The sequence below is a fragment of the Duganella sp. 3397 genome, from assembly GCF_031456625.1.
Lineage (GTDB): Bacteria > Pseudomonadota > Gammaproteobacteria > Burkholderiales > Burkholderiaceae_D > Rugamonas > Rugamonas phyllosphaerae.
Genome location: NZ_JAVDVB010000001.1, coordinates 613,374 through 638,414 on the forward strand (window position 1 = coordinate 613,374; position 25,041 = coordinate 638,414).

The 25,041-nt window shown below is 61.6% G+C and carries 19 protein-coding genes and 4 tRNA genes; 19 read left to right on the top strand and 4 right to left on the bottom strand.

All coding sequences use genetic code 11. The features are described 5' to 3' along the window. Positions 1-141 precede the first annotated feature (141 nt). Entirely contained in the window at positions 142-2,820 is a 2,679-nt protein-coding gene (locus tag J2X54_RS02710; protein ID WP_310177440.1) for a TonB-dependent receptor domain-containing protein, read from the top strand. Between the two features lie 174 nt (positions 2,821-2,994). Here the strand turns inward: J2X54_RS02710 and J2X54_RS02715 are convergent, their stop codons facing one another. Then, positions 2,995-4,233: an MFS transporter gene (locus J2X54_RS02715; protein ID WP_310177443.1), complete on the bottom strand. Its 1,239-nt coding sequence runs from the start codon at positions 4,231-4,233 to the stop codon at positions 2,995-2,997. Between the two features lie 102 nt (positions 4,234-4,335). Here J2X54_RS02715 and J2X54_RS02720 point away from each other — a divergent pair, with 102 nt between their 5' ends. The 3 genes from J2X54_RS02720 to J2X54_RS02730 all read left to right on the top strand — a co-directional run bounded on the left by J2X54_RS02720 (position 4,336) and on the right by J2X54_RS02730 (position 8,748). After that, positions 4,336-5,247 (top strand): LysR family transcriptional regulator, encoded by a 912-nt coding sequence (locus J2X54_RS02720; protein ID WP_310177445.1) that lies wholly within the window; start codon positions 4,336-4,338, stop codon positions 5,245-5,247. A 70-nt stretch (positions 5,248-5,317) separates the two neighbouring features. Continuing rightward, on the top strand, positions 5,318-6,877 hold the full coding sequence (locus J2X54_RS02725; protein ID WP_310177447.1) for a S41 family peptidase: 1,560 nt from the start codon (positions 5,318-5,320) through the stop codon (positions 6,875-6,877). A gap of 77 nt (positions 6,878-6,954) precedes the next feature. Then, the gene (locus J2X54_RS02730) at positions 6,955-8,748 is read left to right on the top strand and encodes a M14 family metallopeptidase (RefSeq protein WP_310177449.1); all 1,794 of its coding nucleotides are present in this window, start codon (positions 6,955-6,957) and stop codon (positions 8,746-8,748) included. 55 nt (positions 8,749-8,803) lie between these two features. Here J2X54_RS02730 and ttcA read toward each other — a convergent pair whose 3' ends face one another. From ttcA to J2X54_RS02745, 3 genes are read right to left on the bottom strand one after another with little or no spacing between them, the layout of a single operon-like run. Then, positions 8,804-9,730 carry a tRNA 2-thiocytidine(32) synthetase TtcA gene (gene ttcA / locus J2X54_RS02735; protein WP_310177452.1) on the bottom strand — a complete coding sequence of 309 codons (927 nt, stop codon included), beginning with the start codon at positions 9,728-9,730 and terminating at the stop codon, positions 8,804-8,806. Beyond that, complete coding sequence (locus J2X54_RS02740) at positions 9,727-10,125, bottom strand: dihydroneopterin aldolase (RefSeq protein WP_310177454.1); 399 nt, start codon at positions 10,123-10,125, stop codon at positions 9,727-9,729. Before J2X54_RS02740 ends, ttcA begins: the two co-directional genes overlap by 4 nt. 48 nt (positions 10,126-10,173) lie before the next feature. Beyond that, positions 10,174-10,965, bottom strand: a complete 792-nt coding sequence (locus J2X54_RS02745; RefSeq protein WP_310177457.1) for an SDR family oxidoreductase — start codon at positions 10,963-10,965, stop codon at positions 10,174-10,176. A gap of 55 nt (positions 10,966-11,020) precedes the next feature. On the opposite strand from J2X54_RS02745, the gene J2X54_RS02750 reads away from it, so the two are divergent. The 15 genes from J2X54_RS02750 (at position 11,021) to rpoB (ending at position 24,996) form a co-directional block, all read left to right on the top strand. Beyond that, a complete protein-coding gene (locus J2X54_RS02750; RefSeq protein ID WP_310177459.1) occupies positions 11,021-12,172 on the top strand; it encodes an SAM-dependent methyltransferase in 1,152 nt (383 codons plus the stop codon). Between the two features lie 158 nt (positions 12,173-12,330). Then, on the top strand, positions 12,331-13,311 hold the full coding sequence (locus J2X54_RS02755) for a J domain-containing protein (RefSeq protein WP_310177461.1): 981 nt from the start codon (positions 12,331-12,333) through the stop codon (positions 13,309-13,311). Between the two features lie 155 nt (positions 13,312-13,466). Further along, positions 13,467-15,050, top strand: a complete 1,584-nt coding sequence (locus J2X54_RS02760; RefSeq protein WP_070246553.1) for a DUF3369 domain-containing protein — start codon at positions 13,467-13,469, stop codon at positions 15,048-15,050. A gap of 161 nt (positions 15,051-15,211) precedes the next feature. Further along, positions 15,212-15,296 (top strand) — tRNA-Tyr (locus J2X54_RS02765). Between the two features lie 44 nt (positions 15,297-15,340). Next, positions 15,341-15,414, top strand: a tRNA-Gly gene (locus tag J2X54_RS02770). A gap of 67 nt (positions 15,415-15,481) precedes the next feature. After that, a tRNA-Thr gene (locus J2X54_RS02775) sits at positions 15,482-15,556 on the top strand. Between the two features lie 122 nt (positions 15,557-15,678). Continuing rightward, a complete protein-coding gene (tuf, locus tag J2X54_RS02780; RefSeq protein ID WP_310177466.1) occupies positions 15,679-16,869 on the top strand; it encodes an elongation factor Tu in 1,191 nt (396 codons plus the stop codon). A gap of 72 nt (positions 16,870-16,941) precedes the next feature. Then, positions 16,942-17,017 (top strand) — tRNA-Trp (locus tag J2X54_RS02785). Positions 17,018-17,052: 35 nt separating this feature from the next. After that, positions 17,053-17,436, top strand: coding sequence for a preprotein translocase subunit SecE (gene secE, locus J2X54_RS02790; RefSeq protein WP_070246946.1), 384 nt, complete (start codon positions 17,053-17,055; stop codon positions 17,434-17,436). Continuing rightward, a complete protein-coding gene (gene nusG / locus J2X54_RS02795; RefSeq protein ID WP_056139862.1) occupies positions 17,436-18,050 on the top strand; it encodes a transcription termination/antitermination protein NusG in 615 nt (204 codons plus the stop codon). Before secE ends, nusG begins: the two co-directional genes overlap by 1 nt. Before the next feature lie 123 nt (positions 18,051-18,173). After that, positions 18,174-18,605 (top strand): 50S ribosomal protein L11, encoded by a 432-nt coding sequence (rplK, locus tag J2X54_RS02800; protein ID WP_070246947.1) that lies wholly within the window; start codon positions 18,174-18,176, stop codon positions 18,603-18,605. A gap of 2 nt (positions 18,606-18,607) precedes the next feature. Further along, positions 18,608-19,303 carry a 50S ribosomal protein L1 gene (gene rplA, locus J2X54_RS02805; RefSeq protein WP_070246948.1) on the top strand — a complete coding sequence of 232 codons (696 nt, stop codon included), beginning with the start codon at positions 18,608-18,610 and terminating at the stop codon, positions 19,301-19,303. 311 nt (positions 19,304-19,614) lie between these two features. Next, positions 19,615-20,151: a 50S ribosomal protein L10 gene (gene rplJ / locus J2X54_RS02810; protein WP_070246996.1), complete on the top strand. Its 537-nt coding sequence runs from the start codon at positions 19,615-19,617 to the stop codon at positions 20,149-20,151. Positions 20,152-20,243: 92 nt separating this feature from the next. After that, the gene (gene rplL, locus J2X54_RS02815; protein WP_070246949.1) at positions 20,244-20,615 is read left to right on the top strand and encodes a 50S ribosomal protein L7/L12; all 372 of its coding nucleotides are present in this window, start codon (positions 20,244-20,246) and stop codon (positions 20,613-20,615) included. Between the two features lie 271 nt (positions 20,616-20,886). Further along, a complete protein-coding gene (rpoB, locus tag J2X54_RS02820) occupies positions 20,887-24,996 on the top strand; it encodes a DNA-directed RNA polymerase subunit beta (RefSeq protein ID WP_310177474.1) in 4,110 nt (1,369 codons plus the stop codon). The last annotated feature ends 45 nt before the right edge of the window (positions 24,997-25,041 follow it).

The window sequence follows — 25,041 nt, forward strand, 5'->3', positions numbered from 1 at the left end:
ATCCGCTATCGCCACGGTTTTTCGAGGTCCCCTCAAGCCGTCGATTTATGCATAAGCTTGTACGCAAACGGTATTTCACTCATGAAGTAAATTTTGGTAAAGTTCCGCCCCTCGTACCCTATTTGCTTTCCGGACAACTCAATGACAACAAAATTCGAATTGACGCCGCTGGCCGCTGGCGCCATCGCGCTGCTGTGCAGCGTGGCCGACCCGTCGCTGGCCGTGGCGCAAACCCAGGACCAGGGCGCCGCCCCGGCCACCGTCGTCGTCACCGGCTCGCGCATTCCGCGCGCCACCCTGGAAGGCCCCTCGGCCGTCACCGTGATCACGGCTGCCGATCTGACCAAACAGGGCTTCACCAACGTGTTCGACGCGCTGTCGAACCAGTCGCAAAACAGCGGCTTTACCCAGGGCGCCGACTACGGCAACACGTTTACGCCGTCGGCTAACGCCATCAGCCTGCGCGGCCTCGGTCCCAATCACACGCTGGTGCTGCTCAACGGCCGCCGCATGGCGGACTTCCCGGTCGCCTATGACGGCGCCGTCAACTTCACCAACCTGGCCAATATTCCGTCGAGCGTGGTCGAACGCATCGAGATCCTCAGCGGCGGCGCCTCCGCCATCTATGGCTCGGACGCGATTGCGGGCGTGGTCAACATCATCCTGAAGAAAAAATACGACGGTTACGACATCAATCTGAAGGCCGGCGGCACCTCGCGTGGTGGCGCTGCCAACCAGCGTTTGCAGTTCTCCGGCGGCCAGACCTTCGGCAAGCTCAATACGCTGTTCAGCGTGGAACTGCTCGAGCGCGATCCGCTCTCGAGCGCCGACCGCGATTTCATGAGCGTCAACCGGGGCACGTACACGTCGGTGCTGGGCCGGCGCGACCTGGGCACGGGCCGCTATGTCGATCCGGGCGACACCTGCGCCAACCTGGGCGACCTGTTTGGCGGCACCACCGTCAAGCGTACCGGCAGCACCGGCAGCTATTGCGGCAGCGAGAAGGTACGTCCTACCTTCTGGACCACGCAGACCAGGAACAGCAGCCAGAACGTGTTTGGCGGCGCCAACTACGCGCTCTCGCCCACCACCACCCTGTTTGCGGAGGCGCTGTTCGGCAAGAACCGCAGCATCAACAACACGCGCGGCCCGATCTGGGAATCGCGTTCACTGTCCGACAAGGCGTTCCTGAACCAGAACAGCGGTAGCTACGAAAACTGGAACCGCTACATCTCGCCCGAAGAAATGGGCGGCGTGGACCGCTTCAATCGCCGCTGGGACGACGAAGCGACGTCGCTGTCGCTCGGCGCGCGCGGCGACATTCCGGGCACCAGCTGGCAGTACGAGGCCGGCTACACGGCGTCGCTGTACAAGAGCCAGAGCTTTACGCCGCGAGCACTGTCCACCATCGACAGCTTCTTCCTGGGACCGCAGCAGGGCGTGGACGCCAACGGCGTGGCAATCTACGCGCCCGATGCGGCGCGCCTGGCGCAGCGCCTCACGCCCACGGAGTTCAACAGCATCTACGGCACGGCGGTGAGCAACGACAAGTCGTGGACCAATACCGTGAGCCTGTCGGCCAATGGCGAGGCGTTCTCGCTGCCGGCCGGCCCGGTACGCCTGGCAACAGTGGCGGAAGCGGGCAAGCAGGGTTTCTCGAACCGTCCCGACGGCCGACTCAATCAAGGCTACTTCAACCTGGCCGGCTCGGACGTGACGTCCGGCACCCGTGAGCGCTACGCGCTGGGCCTGGAAGCGAACGTGCCGATCATCGACACGCTGTCGGCCACGCTGGCCGGCCGCTACGACCGCTACAGCTTTGCCGACCGCCACGACGGCAAGGCCACGTACAACGGCGGCCTCGAATGGCGTCCGGTCAAGCAGCTGCTGGTGCGCGCCACGTACGGCACCAGCTTCCGCGCACCGGACATGAACTACATCTACAAGGCGCGCGGCACCGGCTATTACGAGTCCACCACCGATTACTACCGCTGCGCCCAGAGCGGCCAGCCGGCGTCCACGTGCAAATATGCGCCGGGCGCCGACTACGTGCAAACCGGCAGCCGCGACCTGCGCTCGGAAAAGGGCCGCTCGACGGGCCTGGGCCTGGTCTGGTCGCCCAGCGCGGACTTCGACGTGACGGTGGACTACTGGAACATCAAGATCGACGACCTGGTGACCAACCTGAATGCGGACAAGCTGCTGCGCGACGAGTCGGACTGCCGCATGGCCGGCGACCTGACGTCGCCGACCTGCGCCGACACCATCCGCCGCATCGTGCGCAATCCGCTGACGGCGCTGAACAAGCCGGGCGAGATCAACACCATCCTGGTGAATCCGATCAACGCCGCGTCCACCAGCGTGGATGGCATCGACATCAGCGGCCGCTACGCTTTGCGCACGCAAAACCTGGGCACGTTTACCACGCGGGTGAACTACTCGAAGACGCTCGACAAGCACTCGCGCCAGTTTGCCGGCGATCCGCTCAACGACGACAAGGCCGACCTGGACAACCACGACTGGCGCGACAAGCTCAATGTCAGCCTGGCGTGGAACAAGGGCGACTGGTCCAACACGGTATTCCTGCAACGCTACGGCAAGGTGCCGAATGCAGCGTCGGATGCGTACCTGACGCCGACGGTGCTGGTCAATGCCAGCGTGGTCTATCGCTTTGACGAGCGCACCACGGTGTCGGTATCGGTGAACAACCTGTTCAACAAGGTCAAGCAGGATGGCAGCGACGGCTGGCCTTACTACCCGATAGGTAACTACAGCCCTGTCGGGCGACAGGGCTGGCTGGAAGTGAACTACCACTTCTGACCCATTTTTTCACGACCTTCAGAGCAAGGCGCCGTGACGAAGACAGTACGACTGTACGGCGAGGAGCGGCAACGCCGCTCTGGAACATTTTTTCACGACCTTCAGAGCAAGGCGCCGCGACGAAGACAGTACGACTGTACGGCGAGGAGCGGCAACGCCGCTCTGGAGATCGTGTTAGGCTGGGTTGCGCTGCGTGGAAGTAGCGCCGGCGTACTCGGTTATCCAGTAAATCAGCGCCAGGCCGGGGAAGGCCATCCCGGTCAGCAGCGCCGCATGCCAGCCATGTTCGGCGTACACCCAGCCGCCCAAAGCCGAACCGAGGGCGCCACCGGCGAAGAACAGCGCGAAGTACACGCCATTGAGACGGCTGCGCACATGGGCGCCCAGCGAGAAGATGGCGCGCTGGCCCAGCACAAGGTTGGCCGCCACACCCATGTCCAGTACGATCGACGCCACCACCAGGATCCCCAGCGACACATTGCGCATGGCAGCCGATTCAGGCGCCAGCATCGGCAGGGCAAAGGCGATCACGCCCAGCGCCAGGGCCGCTGCGGTCGCCATCAGCGTGTGGCCGGCATCGGCCAGGCGGCCGGCGATTGGCGAGGCCACTGCACCAGCCATACCCACCAGCGCAAAGATGGCGATGCCGGTTTGCGACAGGTGGAACTGCGGGCCGGCCAGCATCAGCGGCGCCACGGTCCAGAACAGGCTGAACGAACCGAACAGGCCAGCGTGGTAAGCGGCGCGGCGACGCAGGACCGGCGTGGTCGCAAACAGGTGCCACAGCGATGCCAGCAGGGCTGGGTACGTAATCTCCGACACCGGCACACGTTCCGGCAGCTTGGCGCGCAGGATGATGGCCACGGCCAGCACGATCACTGCGGCGCCGCCGAAGACCACGTGCCAGTTGGTGGCGTCGGCCACCAGGCTGGCGACCGGGCGCGCCAGCATGATCCCCAGCAGCAGGCCGCTGACCACTTTGCCGACCGTGTGGCCGCGCGTGGCCTCTTTCGAGAGGTGGGCGGCAAACGGCACGATGATCTGCGCCGCCACCGAACCCAGACCAATGCCGAGCGCGGCGACCAGGAACAGCCAGGCGCTGGTGCTGAACGCCGCGACGATCAGCATCGCGGACGTAAACAGCAGGCCGGTGAAGATCAGGCGGCGGTTTTCCAGCAGGTCGCCCAAGGGCACGATAAACAGCAGGCCGATGGTGTAACCGATCTGCGTGAGGGTGACGATCAGGCCGGCCGCTTCGGCCGACAGGCCGGTGGCGGCGCTGATCGGGCCGACCAGGGTTTGCGCGTAGTACAGGTTGGCAACGATCAGGCCGGTGGCCACGGCCAGCAGCATGACCATGCCATTGCTGATGTCGGGGGCGTCTTTTTCTGCGACGTGTTGCGATGAACTCATGATGAACTCCGGTGGGGATAACGATGACTCAGTGTAGGCCGATTGCGTGTAAAGATAATCAGGGCATAATGGTCATATACCATTCATTTAATGTGAACAATCATGGATAGATTGAAGGCCATGCAGACCTTTGTGCGCATCGTCGAAGCCAACAGCTATACCAAGGCTGCCGCCACGCTCGATTTGCCGCGCGCGGCGCTCACCGCCACCATCAAGAAGCTCGAGGCATTCCTCGGTACCCGGCTGCTGCACCGGACCACGCGCCGGCTCTCGCTCACGCCCGACGGCGCCGAATACTTCAAGAAGTGCCTGGACATATTGGAGGCGGTGGAAGACGCCGAAAGTACTTTTCGGGGGCAGGATGCGCAGCGTCCGCGCGGCAAATTGCGGGTGGATTTGCCAGGTGCGGTGGGCCGCCACCTGGTCATGCCGCGCATTGCAGACTTCACTCGCGCCTATCCCGACATCGAACTGATGGTCAGCATGACCGAGCGCGTGGTGGACCTGACGCAGGAGGGCCTGGACTGTTCGCTGCGCGTGGGCGAACTGCAGGATTCGTCGCTGGTGGGGCGGCGCCTGGGCAATATGGGCTTTCTCACCTGCGCCTCGCCGTGGTACCTGGCGCAGCACGGGGCGCCGCAAACGCTCGACGACCTGCCCCGCCATCGCGGCGTGCTGCATTTTTCCGGGCGCACCGGGCGCGTGTTCGACTGGGACTTCATGGTCGATGGCCGCCCGGTAGTGGTGCCCATCCGCGGCGCGATTGCCGTCAACGAACCGGATGCGTATATCAGCTGTGCGTTGCAGGGCATGGGCCTGATCCAGGCCGCGCGCTACCAGGTGCGCGCGCACCTGGCCAGCGGCGCGCTGGTGGAAGTGCTGGCCGCCACGCCGCCGGCGCCCATGCCGATCTCGCTGCTGTACCCGCAGGGCCGCATGGCGTCGCCGCGCCTGGGGGTGTTTGCGGCCTGGCTGGGCGAGCTGTTGCGTAGCGACCCCGACTTGCAGGCATAACGGCGATCGATTGCAAATTTAGGTAGCTTAATTTGCACCTCTGCATGTACTGCCAGCTATAATGTTGCACATGAACATTAAATTATCTCCTGCATTCATGGCTGCGCTCGCTGCCGTGGCCGTGTTGTCCGGCTGCGGCGGTGGCGGCGGCTCCGCCGGCACGACCGCCGGCACCACTGCCGGCAGCGGCGCCAACACGGGCACCGGCTCCACTGGCTCCGGCGGCACCACCGGGTCTACCGACACGCGCAGCGACTACGTCAAGCTGGCTGCTTCATGCCAACGTCCGCGCAGCGGCGTCTCGGCGGCCGGCGTGCGCTTCCCCGACCGCCAGGGCAGCCTGAGCGACGAACTGAAATGGGTACGCTCGTTCATCGACGAGAGCTACCTGTGGTACCGCGAGGTGCCGACCGGCCTGCGCCAGGAAAACTACAGTAATCCGATCGATTACTTCGACGTACTCAAGACCACCGCCATCACGTCCTCGGGCCGTCCCAAGGACCAGTTCCACTTTACCTATGCCACCGACGAGTGGGAAGCATCGTCCACCAGCGGCATTGAACTCGGCTATGGTATCAGCTGGTCGTCCAGTGCCCCCGACGTGTTCCCGCGCGTGTGGCGCGTGGCGCTGGTGGAGCCGGGTTCGCCGGCCGCCGTCGCCGGCGTGCAGCGTGGCGACTCGCTGCTGACCGTCGATAGCGTATCGCTGGCCGACACCACGCAAGCGGGCGCCAATACGCTCAATGCCGGCCTGTTCCCGCAGTCGGCTGGCAGCGTGCACCGCCTTGGCCTGAGCCGCAACGGTTTCCCGGTCAATGTGCAACTGACGGCCACCCGGCTGTCGCTGCAGCCGGTGGCCAACGTCAAGGTCATCGACACCCCGACCGGCAAGGTCGGCTACCTGCTGTTCAACGACCATAACGCGGTGGCCGAAACCCAGCTGATCGCCGCCATCAACACCCTCAAGGCGGCCAACGTCACCGACGTGGTGCTCGACATGCGCTACAACGGCGGCGGTTACCTGAACATCGCCAGCGAACTGGCCTACATGATCGCCGGTCCGGTACCGACGGCTGGCAAGGTGTTCGAGCGCCTGCAGTTCAACGACAAGGTTTCGGCCGCGTCGACGCCGCCACCGCTCAGTTTCCTGACCAGCGCAAGCGGCCTGGCGTCGCCGGTGCCGACGGCGGCCGGCACCGCGCTGCCTTACCTGGGCCTGCGCCGGGTGACCATGCTGACCACGCCGGGCACCTGCTCGGCCAGCGAGGCGGTGGTCAACGGCTTGCGCGGCGTCGATGTGGAAGTAAACCTGATCGGCGGCGAAACCTGCGGCAAGCCCTATGGTTTCTACCCCGAGGACAACTGCGGCACCACGTATTTCGCGGTGCAGTTCCAGGGCGTGAACAACAAGGGCTTCGGTGACTACGCCAACGGCTTCCAGCCAACCTGCCGTATCAGCGACGACCTGTCGCGCCCCGTGGGCGACACCGGCGAAGGCATGCTGTCGGCGGCGCTCAGCTACCGCGCCAACGGCATCTGTCCCGCCTCGGCGTCGCGTTTTGCCGCTGGCGACGCCACCCCGCTGAAACTGGTACGCCCGCTGGCCAAGCAGGTCGCCATCCTCAAGTAGGCTCCAGGCGCCGAAGCGGATTATAATTTTCCAGGTTACGACGCCGTTCCGGCGTCGGCCCACCTGGAAGCTCCTCCATGATCCGTTTCGCCGTCTCGCTTGCCCTTGCCACGCTGGCCGCCAGTGCCAGTGCCAGTGCCAGTGCAGCACCTTCTGCTACATCCTCCACATCGCCACTGACCACCGTCTCCGAACGTTCGGGCTTCAAGAGCACCGGCCGTTATGCCGAGGTGGTGGACTTGTGCGCGCGCTTTCAAAAAGCGTATCCGAAGCAGGTGCGCTGCTTCGAATTTGGCCGCACGCCGGAAAACCGGCCGATGCTGGCGCTGGCCGTCACCCGCACCGGCGCACTGACCGCCGAGCAGGCGAAAAAGAAGGGCGTGCCCGTGCTGCTGATCCAGGGCGGCATCCACGCCGGTGAAATCGACGGCAAGGACGCCGGCTTCCTGGCCCTGCGCGAGGTGCTGGAAGGGCGCGCCGCGCCCGGCGCGCTGGACCAGCAGGTGCTGCTGTTCGTCCCGGTCTTCAACGTCGATGGCCACGAGCGCTTCGGCCCCTACAACCGTCCCAACCAGGTCGGCCCGGAGGAAATGGGCTGGCGCACCACGGCGCAGAACTACAACCTCAATCGCGACTACGTCAAAGCCGACACCACCGAGATGCAGGCCATGCTGGCGCTGGTCAACGCCTGGGATCCGCTGGCGTACGTCGATCTGCACGTCACCGACGGCGCCAAGTTCCAGCCCGATATCTCGATCCAGGTGGAACCGGTGCACGGCGGCGACGCGCCGCTGCGCGTAGCCGGCAGCGCGCTGCAACAAGGGATCCTGGCCGATCTGAAGGCCCAGGGTTCCGATCCCAAGCCGTATTACATCTCGTTTGCCAAGGAAGACGATCCGATGTCGGGCTTTGTCGACAGCATGCCCACGCCGCGCTTCTCGCACGGCTACTTCGTCATGCGCAACCGCTTCGGCGTGCTGGTGGAAACCCACTCGTGGAAGGATTACCGCACCCGCGTGCGCATCACCCGCAACACCATCGTCTCGCTGCTCTCGCAGGTAGGCCAGCACGGCAAGGAGTGGGCGCGCATTGCCAAGGATGCCGACGCGCGCGCCGCTGCGCTGGGCGGCACCGATTTCACGCTCACGTACCGCACCACGTTCAATGCCAAGACCATCGACTTCCCCGGCTACGCCTACACGCGCGGCCATTCGGAAATCTCGGGTGCGTTGATGACACAGTACGACGCAGCCATCCCCCAAACCTGGACCGTGCCGCTGCGCGACGAGATCGTGCCGGAACTGAAGGTGAGGGCGCCGCAGGGCGGCTACCTGGTGCCGCTGGCGGAAGCGGCGCGCGTGGCGGCCAAGCTCAAACAGCACGGCATCACGTACAAGGTGTTGGGCGCCGACGAGATGTCGGCCGAAGTGGAAACCTTCCGCGCCACCAAGACCACCTTCGGCGCCAAGTCGTTCGAAGGCCACCAGGCGCTGGCGGTGGAAGGCGAGTGGGCGCGTGAGCGTCGCAGCCTGGCCAAGGGCGCGCTGTTCGTGCCGATCGCGCAGCCGAAGTCGCAACTGGTGATGACCATGCTCGAGCCGCGCGGCCCCGATTCGCTGCTGGCCTGGGGCGCGTTCAACAACTGGTTCGAGCGCAAGGAGTACATGGAGGACTACGTGGCGGAAGAGGTGGCGCGCGAGCAGCTGGAAACCAACCCGGCGCTGCGCGAAGAATTCCGCAAGAAGCTCGACACCGATGCGGACTTCAACAAGAGCCCGCAGGCGCGGCTGGAATTCTTCGCGCGCCGCCATTCGTCGTGGGACGAGCGCTTCAACCTGTATCCGGTGATGCGCACGGCGGTGAAGTACTAACCGCTAGCGTATGCCGTCATCCCCGCGTACGCGAGGATGACGGATTTAATGCTAACTAATCTTCCCGCTGCAAGGAAATCACGCCGAGCCCCGTGGTCGGCGTCGAACACGGTTCTTCGTCGAAGGCGATATCGCCGAGCGGGTTGGCCTGGCCATCGGCCTTCAGCGCGGCGAAGCCGAACAAATCGCGGTCCATCAGGTGCGATGGCACCACCGTGGAGAGCGACGAGAAGATGCTCTCCACGCGGCCCGGGAATTTCTTTTCCCAGTCGCGCATCATGGCCTTGATCTGCTTGCGCTGCAGGTTTTCCTGCGAGCCGCACAGGTCGCACGGAATGATCGGGAAGCCTTTGACTTCGGCATAGCGCTCGGTGTCTTCTTCCTTCACGTACGCCAGCGGACGGATCACCATGTGCTTGCCGTCGTCGGACATCAGCTTGGCCGGCATGCCCTTGAGTTTACCGCCGAAGAACATATTCAGGAAGAAGGTCTCGAGGATGTCGTCGCGGTGGTGGCCCAGCGCGATCTTGGTCGCTCCCAGCTCGTCGGCCACGCGGTACAGGATGCCCCGGCGCAGGCGCGAGCACAGCGAGCACGTGGTTTTGCCTTCCGGGATCAGGCGCTTGACGATGCTGTACGTGTCCTGGTTTTCGATGTGGTACGGGATGCCCAGTTTTTCCAGGTACGCCGGCAGGATGTGGTCGGGGAAGTTGGGCTGCTTCTGATCCAGGTTGACGGCGATGATCTCGAAATTGATCGGCGCGCGTTCGCGCAAGGTCATCAGGATGTCGAGCAGGGCGTAGCTGTCCTTGCCGCCGGACAGGCACACCATCACCTTGTCGCCTTCTTCGATCATGTTGAAGTCGCCGATGGCCTGGCCCACCAGGCGGCACAAACGCTTGTGCAGCTTGTTGTTCTCGTGGGCGATCTTCTCGGCCGACTTGCCCAGCGGGGCCTCGATGGTGTCCATCACGGCGTTCATACGGTCTCCTTGGTCTTGAACACTTCCACGCCCACGCCTTCGCAGTCCGGGTAGACGTCCGGCTTCATGGTGGACACATTGGCCGCGCGCACGCGCGGGTGGGCCAGCATGGCGCGCACGATGTCGTCGCACAGGGTTTCCTGCAGTTGCACGTGGCCGCGCGCCATCAGCTTGGCGATGGTGTCGCGGATGAAATCGTAGTCCACCACTTCGTCGAGCTGATCGTTGGACGGCGTTGATTCCGCCAGCGGAATGTACAGGTCGACGTTGATCAGGAGGCGCTGCTCGCCCTTCTTCTCGAACTCGTACACGCCGATGTTGATCATCACTTCGTAATTGCGCAGGAACAGGCGGCGGCAGTCGGTCAGACTGGGGTGCATCAGGGAGGACAACATGGGCGTTACCTTCTTTCGGTTGAATAGTGTCTTGCTGAATTTGCTGAGTTATTTGGCCACGAACATCACGTCGCGCTGCAGCGGCACCAGGTGCTGGCCGCCATCGACGAGCAAGGTGGTGCCGGTGAGCGCGCGCGCCGACGCCACGTACACCACGCTGTCGGCGATGTCGTCGGGGGTGCTCGAGCGCCCCAGCGGGGTCTTGCGGTGGGCGCTTTTGAATGCTTCTTCGGTCTGGTCGCCGGACACCATGCTGATGCCGGGCGCCACACCCACCACCCGCACCGTGGGCGCCAGTTGCTGCGCCAGCATGGTGGTGGCCGTGTGCAGCGCCGCCTTCGACAGCGTGTACGACAAAAAATCGGGGTTCAGATTGTACAGTTTCTGGTCCAGCAGGTTGATCACCACGGCCTGGCCGGGCGGCGCGTCGGCCGGCGTGGCCGCGTGCAGCGCCTGCGCCAGCAGGATCGGTGCGGCGACGTTGGCGTGCATGTGGGCGTCGAGCCGGGCCAGCGTGAAATCTTCGGCGGTGTCGAAGTCGAACAGCGAGGCGTTGTTGACCACGCAGCGCACCGGGCCCAGGGCGGCAATCGCCTGCGGCAGCAGCGCGCGCACGGCCGCTTCATCGGCCAGGTCGCATTGCAGCGTGACCGCGCGCCGCCCCAGGGCCGTGATCTCGGCGGCTACCTCGATTGCTTCGGTTTGCGAGCCACGATAGTGCACTGCCACGTCCCAGCCGGCGCGCGCCAGGCCCAGCGCAATGGCGCGGCCCAGGCGGCGCGCGGCGCCGGTGACGAGGGCAACGGGAGCAATGGCAGTGGCAGTTTGGTTGGTTGTCATGATGGTCTGATCGTTTAAAAAGAGGCTGGGCGTGCCGATTCGCTACAATATCGGGATGTCCCTACCCGAACCTTCCAGTGACGCGCTGGCCGCGTCCCACGCCCTGCAGCACCTGATTGCCGCCGAGATCGAACGCAACGCAGGCGCCATTTCCTTTGCCCGCTACATGGAGCTGGCCCTGTACGCGCCCGGCCTGGGCTACTACAGCGGCGGCTCCGCCAAGCTGGGAAAAGATGGCGATTTCACCACTGCGCCCGAGCTCACGCCGCTGTTCGGCGCGACCCTGGCGCGGGTGGCAGCCGCTATTATCGCCCAAAGCGCGCCGTACATCCTCGAATTCGGCGCCGGCACCGGCAAGCTGGCGTTCGACATCCTGACCGAACTGGCGGCGTCCGGCGTCCACGTCGAGCGCTACCTGATCGTCGAACTGTCGGGCGAGCTGCGTGCGCGCCAGCAGCACCTGCTGCGCGACTTCCCGCAAGTGCAGTGGCTCGATGCCATGCCCGACGCCTTTGACGGGGTGGTATTCGGCAACGAGGTGCTCGATGCGATGCCGGTGCACCTGGTCACCAAACACCCGGACGGCTGGTGCGAACTACAAGTGACCGTCAACGGCGGCCGCTTCGATTACCTCGAAGCGCCGATCAGCGCCGAGCTGCTGGCGCAGGTGCAGCGCCAGATCGCCCACCACGCCGAACTGCCGGTCGGTTACGTGACCGAGGTGCATGGCGTGGCCTGCGGCTTCATGGCCAGCCTCAGTCGCATGCTGCTGGCCGGGCGCGCCAACGCCGCCTTCCTGTTCGACTACGGTTTTCCGGCGCACGAGTTTTATCTCGACCTGCGCGCCACCGGCACGTTGATGTGCCACTACCGCCACCATGCCCACGCCGAGCCGTTTTTCCACCCGGGCTTGCAGGACATTACCGCCCACGTCGATTTCACGGCGATGGCGCTGGCCGCGCAGGATGCCGGCATCGACATCCTCGGCTACTTCAACCAGGCCGGCTTTTTGCTGGGCGCCGGGGTAGGGGAGCTGCTGCTGCGCACCGATCCGGAGCACGTCATCGCCTACATCCCGCAGTCGAAGGCGGTGCAGAAGCTGGTGTCGCCGGCGGAGATGGGCGAATTGTTCAAGGTTTTGGCGATCGGCAAGAATGTCGCATTGCCAGAGGCGATTCTGGCGCAGGACCGCAGCCATCGTTTATAAATAGAAGTGTAGCCAAAAAAGCACGATGATCGATCAAGCAAGTGATCTGACCGCCCGGCACGGTTGATTGCTGCTGCGTGCGGCGCAAGATCGGCTATCATGAATGATTCGTCAACCTCCTTTCAACCTCCTTTACCGCCGCGGCCAGCATTGCACAGATGGGCAAAGTACATACTCACTATGACAACCTGAAGGTGTCGCGCATGGCGCCGCAGGAGGTCATACGTGCGGCCTACAAGGCGCTCAGTCAGAAATATCACCCGGACAAGAACCCGGGCGATGAAAAAGCCGCGCGCATCATGGCCATCGTCAATGGCGCTTACACCACCTTGTCCGACCCCCAGCGCCGCAAGGAGCACGACGAGTGGATCGCGGCCGAGGAATGGGAAGTGGACTGGGTGGAAAGCACCCGCCACGAAGACCATCGCGGCGACAAGGGGCGTCCCGACGCCGACCATTGGCAGCCCGAGACGGTGGACCGCGCGCCGCGCAAGCGCAAGCCGCTGGCGCGCTGGAAGTGGGGCTGCATGCTGTTCGGTTGCCTGGCGGCGGGCTGGGTGGGCGGCACGGTAACGTCCGAGCCACGCTGGCTGGAGAAAGCCTGGGGCGGTAAAGCGCCGCCGGGCATTTCGCAGGCCCGCGCCGCCGAGCCGGAGGCACCGTCCGAACCGCACGACGCCCTGGCTGCGGCCGACCGCATCGGCCTGTCCGACCGGCCGGCCGGCGTCAAGGTGGTGGCCATGTCGCAGGTGGTGCTGCCGCGCGGCGACTGCGACAATAACGACACCGCCACCCTGGCGCAAACCGGGCTGGCGCCCAATGGCGAACCCTGGCCGCGCCAGTCCGGCTATCTCGACGGTTTTTCGGTCGGCAACCGCGGTGACGACATGCAGCTCATGCTCGACAACGCCAACAATGCCTCGGCCGTGTTCATCAAGGTCTACGATGTCGATCGCCGTGCCAACGTGCGCTACGCGTACGTGCAGGCGCACGACAAGTACATGGTCGATCAGCTGGCCAATGGCAAGTACGAAATCCGCTACCAGAACCTCGACAATGCCGCCTCCTGCGCGGCGTCCGTCACGCCCGTCTCGAGCCACGCGGCCGACGCCAACCCACGCCCTGGCTCGCTGCTCTAGGTTTTCCATTAAGCAAGTCGCAAGCTTGCCTGCAGCGCCGCCAGACGCGGTTGTTGCGCGCCGGTTTGCCGACTTCCATCGGGCTTGTCACCGTGTAGGATTCTGATTATGCTAGGCAATATCATCCGCACGTGACACTACAGGAGATAGTCCGCATGACCGATTCCCACGCCACCGAGGACGACTGGCTGATCGAGGAAGACGAGGAGCTTCCCCCGCCAGTCGCCGGCGGCCCGGAACCGCGCCACTGGCGCGTGCTGATCGTCGACGACGATGTCGATGTACATGCGGTCACGCGGCTGGCGCTGCGCAATGTGAGCTTCAAGGGACGCGAGCTGGAGCTGTTTTCGGCCTATAGCGGCCGCGAAGGCTACGCCATCCTGCGCGATACGCCCGACATTGCGCTGGTGCTGCTCGACGTGGTGATGGAAACCGACGACGCCGGGCTGATCCTGGCGCGCCGCATCCGCGAGGAACTCGACAACCAGATCGTGCGGGTGGTGCTGCGCACCGGCCAGCCGGGCCAGGCGCCCGAGCAGCGCGTGATCATCGAATACGACATCAACGACTACAAGGCCAAGACCGAGCTGACCACGCAAAAGCTGTTCACTACGGTGATCTCGTCGCTGCGCGCGTACGAGAGCCTCAATATGCTCGAGCGCAGCCGCGCCGGCCTGGGCAAGATCCTGTCGGGCGCCACCAACCTGTACCAGATCCATTCGCTGCGTGAATTCGCCTCCGGCGTGCTCCACCAGGTCAGCGCCATCCTCGACGTGGGCGCCGACGGCGTGCTGTGCGTGATGCAGGGCGGCACCGGCGCCACCAGCGTGGTGGCTGCCACCGGCGGCTATGCGGCGCTGGCCGAGTCCGAAGCCATGCCCTTCGAGCACCCATTGTGGCCGGCCATTGCCAAGGCCTTCGCTGAAAAGAAAAGCCAGTTCGACCACCCGGCCAACGTGCTGTTCATCCACACGCAGGAAAACCGCGAAGTGGCCATTTCGGTCTCGCCGCCGTGGCCGCTGGCGCAGATCCAGCGCGACCTGCTGGAGGTGTTCTGCCAGCGCATTGCGGCGGCGTTCGACAACCTGTACATGTTCGGCCAGTTGCGCAAGGCGCAGGAAGCCACGGTGGTGGCGCTGGCCGACCTGGCCGAGTTCCGCGACGACACCACCGGCGGCCATGTGCGGCGGGTACAGCAACTGTCCACGGCGCTGGCGCAGCGGGTGGCCGAGCGCGGCGCGTATGCCGACGAGATCACCCCGCAGTTGCTGGAAATGATCGGCCTGGCCAGCATCCTGCACGACGTCGGCAAGGTGGCCACGCCCGACGCCGTGCTGCTCAAGCCCGGTCCGCACACACCGGAGGAGCGCGTGCGCATGCGCGAGCACGCGGGCGTGGGGCAGGCGATTCTCGAGCGCGCGGCCAACATGGTCGATGGCGTCAGCTACCTGACCTACGGCGCCCAGATCGCCGGCGGCCACCACGAGCACTTCGACGGCAACGGCTACCCGCAGGGCCTCAAGGGCCGCGCCATTCCGTTTGCTGCGCGCGTGGTGGCGGTGGTCGATGTGTTCGACTCGCTGCTGCACGAGCGGCCGTACAAGGACCCGTGGCCGCACAGCGAAGTGGTGCAGTACATCCGCGAGCGGTCCGGCGCCCAGTTCGACCCGGAGGTGGTGGCGGCGCTGTTCGACCTGATCGAGCGCGATCCGTCGATCGGCCACACGCCGGCTGCCTGAAATTTCGGCATCCCATTCAACTTAAAAACAACACTTGCACATTTGCAGTTCGAGCAGTTACAATCTCGCCCCGAAGCAGACAGTTAATTGCAACGACACGAAATAATGTCAGACGCAGTTGACAGGTCAAAGAAGTTGCTTCATACTCTGCGGTTCCTCGCGGAGGGGTGGCCGAGTGGTTAAAGGCGACGGACTGTAAATCCGTTCTCTATGAGTACGCTGGTTCGAATCCAGCCCCCTCCACCAAGTTGTTGCAGTGAGACTGATAGTAGTGAAATGAACGATACCTCGCGGGTGTAGCTCAATGGTAGAGCAGAAGCCTTCCAAGCTTACGACGAGGGTTCGATTCCCTTCACCCGCTCCAGTGTTGTTGCAATGCCGATGCGCAATCAGGGCATCACCGTAGTACACAATAAAGCAGTACCCAATCAGCCCTTTTAGCTCAGTGGTAGAGCACTCCCTTGGTAAGGGAGAGGCCACGTGTTCAATCCACGTAAAGGGCACCAGAATTCGCAGTACGCAGTATTGGCTGCCTTGCGCAGCCATCAGTTTTTCCAAAGTATACAAGTATCAAGTCAGCAGTCGGGCGTAGGCCCGGGCAATCACCCCACATCGTTAGGAGTCTAAAATGGCAAAAGAGAAATTCGAGCGGACCAAGCCGCACGTCAACGTCGGCACCATTGGTCACGTTGACCACGGCAAGACCACCCTGACCGCTGCAATCGCTACCGTTCTGTCGAAGAAATTCGGCGGCGAAGCTAAAGCCTACGACCAGATCGACGCTGCACCAGAAGAAAAAGCACGCGGCATTACCATCAACACCGCCCACGTCGAGTACGAAACCGCTGCCCGTCACTACGCGCACGTTGACTGCCCAGGCCACGCCGATTACATCAAAAACATGATCACCGGCGCAGCACAGATGGACGGCGCGATCCTGGTTTGCTCCGCAGCCGACGGCCCAATGCCACAGACCCGCGAGCACATCCTGCTGGCCCGTCAAGTTGGCGTTCCATACATCATCGTGTTCCTGAACAAGTGCGATCTGGTCGACGACGCAGAACTGCTGGAACTGGTCGAAATGGAAGTGCGTGAGTTGCTGTCGAAATACGAGTTCCCAGGCGACGACGTACCGATCATCAAAGGTTCGGCACGTATGGCGCTGGAAGGCAAAGAAGGCGAGATGGGCGTTGACGCCATCATGCGTCTGGCCGATGCACTGGACAGCTACATCCCTACGCCAGAGCGCGCAGTCGATGGCGCCTTCCTGATGCCAGTGGAAGACGTGTTCTCGATCTCGGGTCGCGGTACCGTTGTGACCGGTCGTATCGAGCGCGGCATCATCAAGGTCGGCGAAGAGATCGAAATCGTCGGCATTATCGATACCGTCAAAACCACTTGCACCGGCGTGGAAATGTTCCGCAAGCTGCTGGACCAGGGTCAAGCTGGCGACAACGTCGGTCTGCTGCTGCGCGGCACCAAGCGTGAAGATGTACAGCGTGGTCAGGTTCTGGCCAAGCCAGCATCGATCAAGCCGCACAACCACTTCACCGGCGAGATCTACGTTCTGTCGAAAGATGAAGGCGGCCGTCATACCCCGTTCTTCAACAACTATCGCCCACAGTTCTACTTCCGTACGACTGACGTGACCGGTTCGATCGAACTGCCAGCGGACAAAGAAATGGTTATGCCAGGCGATAACGTGTCGATCACCGTCAAGCTGATCAACCCGATCGCGATGGAAGAAGGTCTGCGCTTCGCTATCCGCGAAGGTGGCCGTACCGTTGGTGCAGGCGTCGTAGCAAAAATCATCGCCTAATTAGGATGGCGGATTGGCCACCAGGGGTGTCCCTGGTGGTATAATCGAAATCCTTTGTAAGTAGTACTCGGAAGGGGCGTAGCTCAATTGGCAGAGCGTCGGTCTCCAAAACCGAAGGTTGGGGGTTCGAGGCCCTCCGCCCCTGCCACCGAATCTGGTGCAGGGCACCGAAAGTAAAATACAATGTCTAATCAATCCGTGCAGACCGTCAGCACGTCGAATGACAAGATTAAGGTTGCGCTGGCCATCGCCGTCGCAATCGCAGGTGTGGTCGGGTTTTATTACCTGTCGGACAAACCAGCTCTGGTGCGCGCGGGCGCACTTGTAGCTGGTTTGGCTTTTGCCGTTCTGCTCTTGTGGACTTCGTCGACTGGCCGTGATTTCCTGAACTTTGCCCAAGAAGCCGTTCGCGAAACAAAAAAGGTCGTCTGGCCTACCCGTCGCGAAGCGATGCAGATCACCGGCATCGTGTTTGCCTTTGTTCTGGTCATGGCGCTGTTCCTGTGGGGCACGGATAAGACGCTGGAATTCCTGTTATACGATCTCATTCTGGGCATACGAAAATAATGAGCGAAAATGTGCAAGAAGACGTGCAAGGCGAAGTGCCTGCACAAGAAGCTGGCGCAGCGCCAATCAGCGTCCCAGTAAGCAACAAGCGCTGGTACGTTGTTCATGCGTATTCCGGTATGGAAAAAAGCGTGCAGCGCGCGCTGACCGAGCGCGTAGAGCGCGCCGGCATGCAAGACCAGTTCGGCCAGATCCTGGTGCCAACTGAAGAAGTAGTCGAAGTGAAAAACGGTCAAAAGTCCGTCACCGAGCGTCGTTTCTTCCCTGGCTACGTGCTGGTGGAAATGGAAATGACCGACGAAACCTGGCACCTGGTCAAAAACACCAGCAAGGTCACCGGTTTCATCGGCGGCAAATCGAACAAGCCGACCCCGATTCCTGCCCGCGAGATCGACAAGATCATGCAGCAGATGCAAGAAGGTGTCGAGAAGCCACGGCCAAAAGTGCTGTACGAAGTGGGCGAACAGGTCCGCATCAAGGATGGCCCGTTCACCGACTTCAACGGCAACGTCGAGGAAGTGAACTACGAGAAATCGAAAGTGCGCGTCTCGGTCACCATCTTCGGCCGCGCAACTCCAGTCGAGCTCGAGTTCGGCCAGGTCGAAAAAGTATAAGCAGCACCGTTCGCCAGAACGGGCGACGGTGTAAAAACCTGACAAATCTGGCAAAAGAGGAGCCCCGCATGCAGTTCAGCGCATCGCGGGGCGCTACTACTCATATCCAAGACAGGAGCCATCATGGCAAAGAAAATCATTGGTTTTATCAAGCTGCAAGTGCCAGCTGGTAAAGCAAACCCATCCCCACCGATCGGCCCAGCGCTGGGTCAGCGCGGTCTGAACATCATGGAATTCTGCAAGGCCTTCAATGCACAGACCCAAGGTCTGGAGCCAGGCATGCCGATTCCAGTCGTGATCACCGCGTTTGCTGACAAGTCCTTCACCTTCGTGATGAAGACTCCACCAGCAACCTTCCTGATCAAGAAACACGCTGGCATCACCAAGGGTTCGCCGAAGCCACATACCGACAAAGTCGGTACGCTGACCCGCGCCCAAGCTGAAGAAATCGCTAAATTGAAAACCCCAGATCTGACCGCTGCCGACATGGATGCTGCTGTACGCACCATCGCTGGTTCCGCACGTTCGATGGGCATCACGGTGGAAGGTCTGTAATCATGGCAAAACTGTCCAAACGCGCAAAAGTTATCAAGTCGAAGATTGATAGCACCAAGTCCTACGGTTTCGACAATGCCGTCGCTCTGATCAAGGAACTGGCTACCGCCAAGTTCAATGAATCGATCGACGTGTCGGTACAACTGGGTGTGGATCCGAAGAAATCGGACCAGGTCGTTCGCGGTTCCGTCGTGCTGCCAGCTGGCACCGGCAAAACAGTTCGCGTAGCTGTGTTCGCTTCGGGCGAAAAAGCTGAAGCCGCTAAAGCAGCAGGCGCTGATGTTGTTGGTATGGAAGACCTGGCCGAGCGCGTCAAAGCCGGCGACATGCCTTTCGATATCGTCATCGCTTCGCCAGACACCATGCGTATCGTTGGTACCCTGGGCCAGATCCTGGGCCCACGTGGCCTGATGCCTAACCCGAAAGTCGGCACCGTAACCCCTGACGTCGCTACCGCCGTGAAAAACGCGAAAGCCGGTCAAGTTCAGTACCGTACCGACAAAGCCGGTATCATCCACGCGACCATCGGCCGCAAATCGTTCGCTGATGCAGATCTGAAGAGCAACCTGGTTGCCCTGATCGACGCACTGAACAAAGCCAAGCCAGCATCGAGCAAGGGTGTATACCTGCGCAAGGTATCGCTGTCGTCGACCATGGGCGCTGGCGTCCGTGTTGACCAGACTACCCTGGCTGCTTGATAAGCTGACACTTGGGTGTCAGGAGCGGATACGCGCAGCGTGTTCGACCCTGATACCCACTGACTAAATTAAGTCGCTGAGCTGAAAAGCTCGGCGCAGTTCTTTGGGATGGCTGCCATGCAAGTGGCAGTCGCAATCAAAGACCGTTGGGCCAGGTGCATCAGGCAGGCATCCGGTTAATTGAGTTGTTTCACCCAACGCAGATGGTGTTCCCGACCAAGTTTTGCAGTCCATTGGACTCCTAACCTCGGACGCCGTTGTTCGAACCGATAACCGGCAATTGGGCTGGTTATCATTTAAGGAGATTGACCGTGGGTCTCAATCTGAATGACAAAAAGGCCGTCGTCGCCGAAGTTTCCGCAAAAGTAGCAACTGCGCAAACCATCGTCGTGGCCGAGTATCGTGGCATCCAGGTTGCTCACTTGACGCAACTCCGTGCCAAGGCGCGTGCTCAAGGCGTGTACCTGCGAGTGTTGAAAAACACCCTCGCTCGTCGCGCTGTCGAAGGCACGCAGTTCGCCTCGCTGGCAGACAGCATGACCGGTCCGCTGATCTATTCGATCTCGGACGACGCCGTTGCAGCAGCTAAAGTCATCGCTGACTTCGCTAAAACCAACGACAAACTGGTCATCACTGCCGGTAACTACGCAGGCAAGCAGCTGGATAAGTCCGCTGTTGCCGCGTTGGCGAGCATTCCTAGCCGTGAAGTCCTCATCTCGCAGCTGTTGGGCGTTATGCTGGCTCCGGTATCGGGCTTCGCACGTGGTCTGGCTGCTCTGGCAGCGAAAAAATCCGAAGGTGCTCCTGCTGCTGAAGTTGCAGCAGAAGAAGCTCCTGCAGAAGCTTAATCAGCTGATGCATCCCGGCCCAACGGCCGGGGCGGGTTTTTTTCAAGTAGCTATCTGATGTATTAAACGAATCAAAATTATTGGAGTTTCAAATGGCAATTAGCAAAGACGACATCCTGAACGCAGTGAGCGAAATGTCCGTAATGGACCTGAACGACCTGGTTAAGGCATTCGAAGAAAAATTCGGCGTTTCGGCCGCTGCAATGGCAGCTCCTGCTGCTGGCGGCGCTGCTGCAGCTGCTGTTGAAGAGCAGACCGAATTCAACCTGGTTCTGACCGAAATCGGCGCGAACAAAGTTGGCGTGATTAAAGCAGTTCGCGAAATCACCGGTCTGGGCCTGAAAGAAGCCAAAGACGTTGTTGACGGCGCACCAAAAACCGTTAAAGAAGCTCTGTCGAAAGCTGACGCTGAAGCCGCTAAGAAAAAGCTGGAAGAAGCTGGCGCCAAGGCCGAACTGAAGTAATTCAAGCTGTATTGGCGGCTACCACTTAGCGCCACGAGCCAAAGCTGCGGGATTTCTCTCTTTACCGGGGGAAATCCCGGCTTTGGCTCCTTTGTCGTCTGTGTCGTATTTGTAACGTTGTCAAGACGTTGCAGTTCCAATTGATCCGCTGGAAATGGTAGAGATTTCAGGTTTCGTCTGTGTGACACGCAGCCGAGATTGTTGCTGAAGTGGCTGGCAGTGCACTGGCAAAACCTGAATTTTTTTCCTTTCTGTCACTCACGGAGTGTCCATGCACTACTCATTTACTGAGAAGAAACGCATTCGCAAATCATTCGCGAAGCGCGCCAACGTTCACAACGTTCCGTTCCTGCTGGCTACCCAGCTCGAGTCCTACCACAGTTTCTTGCAAGAAGATGTTAGCGCATCCGCACGCAAGAACGACGGCCTGCAGTCGGCCTTTACCTCGATTTTCCCTATCGTTTCGCACAATGGCTTTGCGCGTCTCGAATTCCTGTCGTACGTTCTGGGCGATCCTGCCTTCGACGTCAAGGAATGCCAACTGCGTGGCCTGACGTTCGCGTCACCGCTGCGCGCCAAGGTGCGCCTGGTGATCCTGGACAAGGAATCGCCGACCAAACCGGTCGTCAAGGAAATGAAGGAACAGGAAGTCTACATGGGCGAGCTGCCCCTGATGACCACCACCGGTTCGTTCGTGATCAATGGTACCGAGCGTGTTATCGTTTCGCAGCTGCATCGCTCCCCGGGTGTGTTCTTCGAACACGACCGCGGCAAGACCCACTCGTCCGGCAAACTGCTGTTCTCGGCCCGTATCATTCCTTACCGCGGCTCGTGGCTGGACTTCGAGTTCGACCCGAAAGACATCCTGTACTTCCGCGTCGACCGTCGCCGCAAGATGCCGGTATCGATCCTGCTCAAGGCCATCGGCATGACGCCGGAACAGATCCTGGCTAACTTCTTTGTCTTCGACAATTTCCACCTGCGCTCCGAAGGCGCGGAAATGGAATTCGTTGCCGAACGCCTGCGCGGCGAAGTCGCGCGCTTCGACATCGTCGATCCGAAGTCGGCCAAGGCCATCGTCATGAAAGACAAGCGCATCAATGCCAAGCATGTGCGCGACATCGACGCTGCCGGTCTGAAACACATCTCGGTGCCGGAAGACTACCTGCTGGGCCGCGTGCTGGCCAAGAACATCGTTGATCCGGAGACCGGCGAAGTTGTCGCGTCCGCCAACGAAGAACTGACCGAAGACGTACTGAACCGTCTGCGCGATGCCGGCATCGCCGACATCCAGACCCTGTACACCAACGACCTGGACCAGGGCGGCTACATCTCGCAAACCCTGCGCATGGACGACACCGCCGACCAGACCGCCGCTCGCGTGGCGATCTACCGCATGATGCGTCCTGGCGAACCGCCAACCGAAGACTCGGTCGAAGCACTGTTCAACGGCTTGTTCTACAGCCCTGAGCGTTACGACCTGTCGGCCGTGGGTCGCATGAAGTTCAACCGCCGTATCGGCCGTGACGAACTGACCGGCGCCATGACGCTGTCGAACGAAGACGTGCTGGCCGTGATCAAGATCCTGGTCGAGCTGCGCAACGGTCGCGGCGAAGTCGATGACATCGATCACCTGGGTAACCGTCGCGTACGTTGCGTCGGCGAACTGGCGGAGAATCAATTCCGTGCCGGCCTGGTGCGTGTTGAGCGCGCTGTCAAGGAACGCCTCGGCCAGGCCGAAGCGGACAACCTGATGCCGCACGACCTGATCAACAGCAAGCCGATCTCGGCCGCGATCCGTGAATTCTTCGGTTCGTCGCAGCTGTCGCAGTTTATGGACCAGACCAACCCGCTGTCGGAAATCACGCACAAACGTCGTGTCTCCGCCCTGGGACCTGGCGGTCTGACCCGCGAACGTGCCGGCTTCGAGGTGCGCGACGTGCACCCGACCCACTACGGCCGCGTGTGCCCGATCGAAACGCCTGAAGGCCCGAACATCGGCCTGATCAACTCGCTGGCCCTGTACGCCCGCCTGAACGAATACGGCTTCCTGGAAACCCCGTACCGCAAGGTCGACGGTTCCAAGGTCACCGAGCAGATCGATTACCTGTCGGCGATCGAAGAAGGCCGCTACATCATCGCCCAGGCGAACGCCAAAGTCGATGAGACCGGCACCCTGGTCGATGAACTGGTGTCGTCGCGTGAAGCCGGCGAAACCATCCTGGTATCGCCAGAGCGCGTCCAGTACATGGACGTGGCCCCAGGCCAGATCGTATCCGTTGCAGCGTCGCTGATTCCGTTCCTGGAACACGATGATGCGAACCGTGCACTGATGGGCGCCAACATGCAGCGCCAGGCAGTTCCTTGCCTGCGCCCTGAAAAAGCGCTGGTCGGTACTGGTATCGAACGCACCGTGGCAGTCGACTCGGGCACCACCGTGCAGGCGCTGCGTGGCGGCCTGGTCGACTACATCGATGCGGGCCGTGTCGTGATTCGCGTCAACGATGAAGAAGCCACCGCCGGCGAAGTCGGTGTGGACATCTACAACCTGATCAAGTACACCCGTTCGAACCAGAACACCAACATCAACCAGCGTCCGATCGTCAAAGTCGGCGACCGCGTGGCCAAGGGCGACGTCATCGCCGACGGCGCATCGACCGACCTGGGCGAGCTGGCACTGGGCCAGAACATGACCGTGGCGTTCATGCCATGGAATGGTCTGAACTTCGAAGATTCGATCCTGATCTCGGAAAACGTCGTGAAAGACGACCGTTACACTTCGATTCACATCGAAGAACTGAGCGTTGTTGCACGTGATACCAAGCTGGGCGCCGAAGAAATCACCCGTGATATCTCGAACCTGGCCGAAAATCAACTGGCACGCCTGGACGAGTCGGGCATCGTGTACATCGGCGCAGAAGTCACCGCCGGCGACACCCTGGTCGGTAAAGTGACGCCTAAAGGCGAAACCCAGCTGACCCCGGAAGAAAAGCTGCTGCGCGCGATCTTCGGCGAGAAAGCTTCGGACGTCAAAGACACCTCGCTGCGCGTGCCTTCGGGCATGGTCGGCACCGTGATCGACGTGCAAGTGTTCACCCGTGAAGGCATCGTTCGTGACAAGCGCGCGCAACAGATCATCGACGATGAACTCAAGCGTTTCCGCCTGGACCTGAACGACCAGATGCGTATCGTGGAGGGCGATGCCTTCCAGCGCCTGGAAAAAATGCTGATCAACCAGGTGGTCAACGGTGGGCCTAAAAAGCTGGCCAAAGGCGCCAAGATCACCAAGGAATACCTGGACGATCTGGACAAGTACCACTGGTTCGACATCCGTCCATCGGAAGATGCCGCTGCCACCGCACTCGAAGCGATCAAGGAATCGATCGCCGAGAAGCGTCACCAGTTCGATCTGGCCTTCGAAGAGAAGCGCAAGAAGCTGACCCAGGGCGACGAGCTGCAACCTGGCGTGCAAAAAATGGTCAAGGTGTACCTGGCCGTTAAACGCCGCCTGCAGTCGGGCGACAAGATGGCAGGTCGTCACGGTAACAAGGGTGTGGTATCGCGCATCGTTCCCGTGGAAGACATGCCATACATGGCGGACGGTACGCCGGCCGACGTGGTACTGAACCCGCTGGGTGTGCCATCGCGTATGAACGTGGGTCAGATTCTCGAGACCCACCTGGGCTGGGCAGCGAAGGGCCTGGGCATCCGTATCGGCGAAATGCTGCAAGCGCAGATCAAGGTCGAAGAGATGCGCAAGTACCTGACCACGGTCTACAACGAGTCGGGCCGTCCGGAAGACCTGGACCAGTTCAGCGACGAAGAGATCATGGGCCTGGCGTACAACCTGAAAAAAGGTGTGCCGTTCGCCACCCCGGTATTCGACGGTGCGCACGAATCGGAAATCCGCCGCATGCTCGACCTGGCGTATCCTGATGATGTCGCTGCCAAGCTGGGCATGACCCCATCGAAGAACCAGGTCACCATGTACGACGGCCGCACCGGCGAAGCATTCGAGCGCAAGGTCACCGTTGGCGTAATGCACATGCTGAAACTGCACCACCTGGTTGACGACAAGATGCACGCGCGTTCGACCGGTCCTTACTCGCTGGTAACGCAGCAGCCACTGGGTGGTAAAGCCCAGTTCGGTGGCCAGCGTTTCGGTGAGATGGAGGTGTGGGCACTGGAAGCGTACGGCGCATCGTACGTGCTGCAAGAGATGTTGACCGTGAAGTCCGATGACGTGAATGGCCGTACCAAAGTGTACGAAAACCTCGTCAAGGGCGACCACGTGATCGATGCCGGCATGCCGGAATCGTTCAACGTGCTGGTGAAAGAGATTCGTTCCCTGGGTATCGATATCGACCTGGAACGTAACTAATAGCCGGCCGCCGTCATCCTCGCGAAAGCGGGGATCCATACTGAG

Bases quoted from the DNA above. Each gene is read 5' to 3' on its own strand.
- J2X54_RS02725 (WP_310177447.1), top strand. From the start codon at position 5,318: ATGAACATTAAATTATCTCCTGCATTCATGGCTGCGCTCGCTGCCGTG.
- nusG (WP_056139862.1), top strand. From the start codon at position 17,436: ATGAGCGAAAATGTGCAAGAAGACGTGCAAGGCGAAGTGCCTGCACAA.
- rpoB (WP_310177474.1), top strand. From the start codon at position 20,887: ATGCACTACTCATTTACTGAGAAGAAACGCATTCGCAAATCATTCGCG.
- J2X54_RS02745 (WP_310177457.1), bottom strand. From the start codon at position 10,965: ATGACAACCAACCAAACTGCCACTGCCATTGCTCCCGTTGCCCTCGTC.
- J2X54_RS02750 (WP_310177459.1), top strand. From the start codon at position 11,021: ATGTCCCTACCCGAACCTTCCAGTGACGCGCTGGCCGCGTCCCACGCC.
- rplA (WP_070246948.1), top strand. From the start codon at position 18,608: ATGGCAAAACTGTCCAAACGCGCAAAAGTTATCAAGTCGAAGATTGAT.
- J2X54_RS02720 (WP_310177445.1), top strand. From the start codon at position 4,336: ATGGATAGATTGAAGGCCATGCAGACCTTTGTGCGCATCGTCGAAGCC.
- J2X54_RS02710 (WP_310177440.1), top strand. From the start codon at position 142: ATGACAACAAAATTCGAATTGACGCCGCTGGCCGCTGGCGCCATCGCG.
- rplK (WP_070246947.1), top strand. From the start codon at position 18,174: ATGGCAAAGAAAATCATTGGTTTTATCAAGCTGCAAGTGCCAGCTGGT.
- secE (WP_070246946.1), top strand. From the start codon at position 17,053: ATGTCTAATCAATCCGTGCAGACCGTCAGCACGTCGAATGACAAGATT.
- ttcA (WP_310177452.1), bottom strand. From the start codon at position 9,730: ATGAACGCCGTGATGGACACCATCGAGGCCCCGCTGGGCAAGTCGGCC.
- J2X54_RS02715 (WP_310177443.1), bottom strand. From the start codon at position 4,233: ATGAGTTCATCGCAACACGTCGCAGAAAAAGACGCCCCCGACATCAGC.
- J2X54_RS02740 (WP_310177454.1), bottom strand. From the start codon at position 10,125: ATGTTGTCCTCCCTGATGCACCCCAGTCTGACCGACTGCCGCCGCCTG.
- rplL (WP_070246949.1), top strand. From the start codon at position 20,244: ATGGCAATTAGCAAAGACGACATCCTGAACGCAGTGAGCGAAATGTCC.
- tuf (WP_310177466.1), top strand. From the start codon at position 15,679: ATGGCAAAAGAGAAATTCGAGCGGACCAAGCCGCACGTCAACGTCGGC.
- J2X54_RS02760 (WP_070246553.1), top strand. From the start codon at position 13,467: ATGACCGATTCCCACGCCACCGAGGACGACTGGCTGATCGAGGAAGAC.
- J2X54_RS02755 (WP_310177461.1), top strand. From the start codon at position 12,331: ATGGGCAAAGTACATACTCACTATGACAACCTGAAGGTGTCGCGCATG.
- J2X54_RS02730 (WP_310177449.1), top strand. From the start codon at position 6,955: ATGATCCGTTTCGCCGTCTCGCTTGCCCTTGCCACGCTGGCCGCCAGT.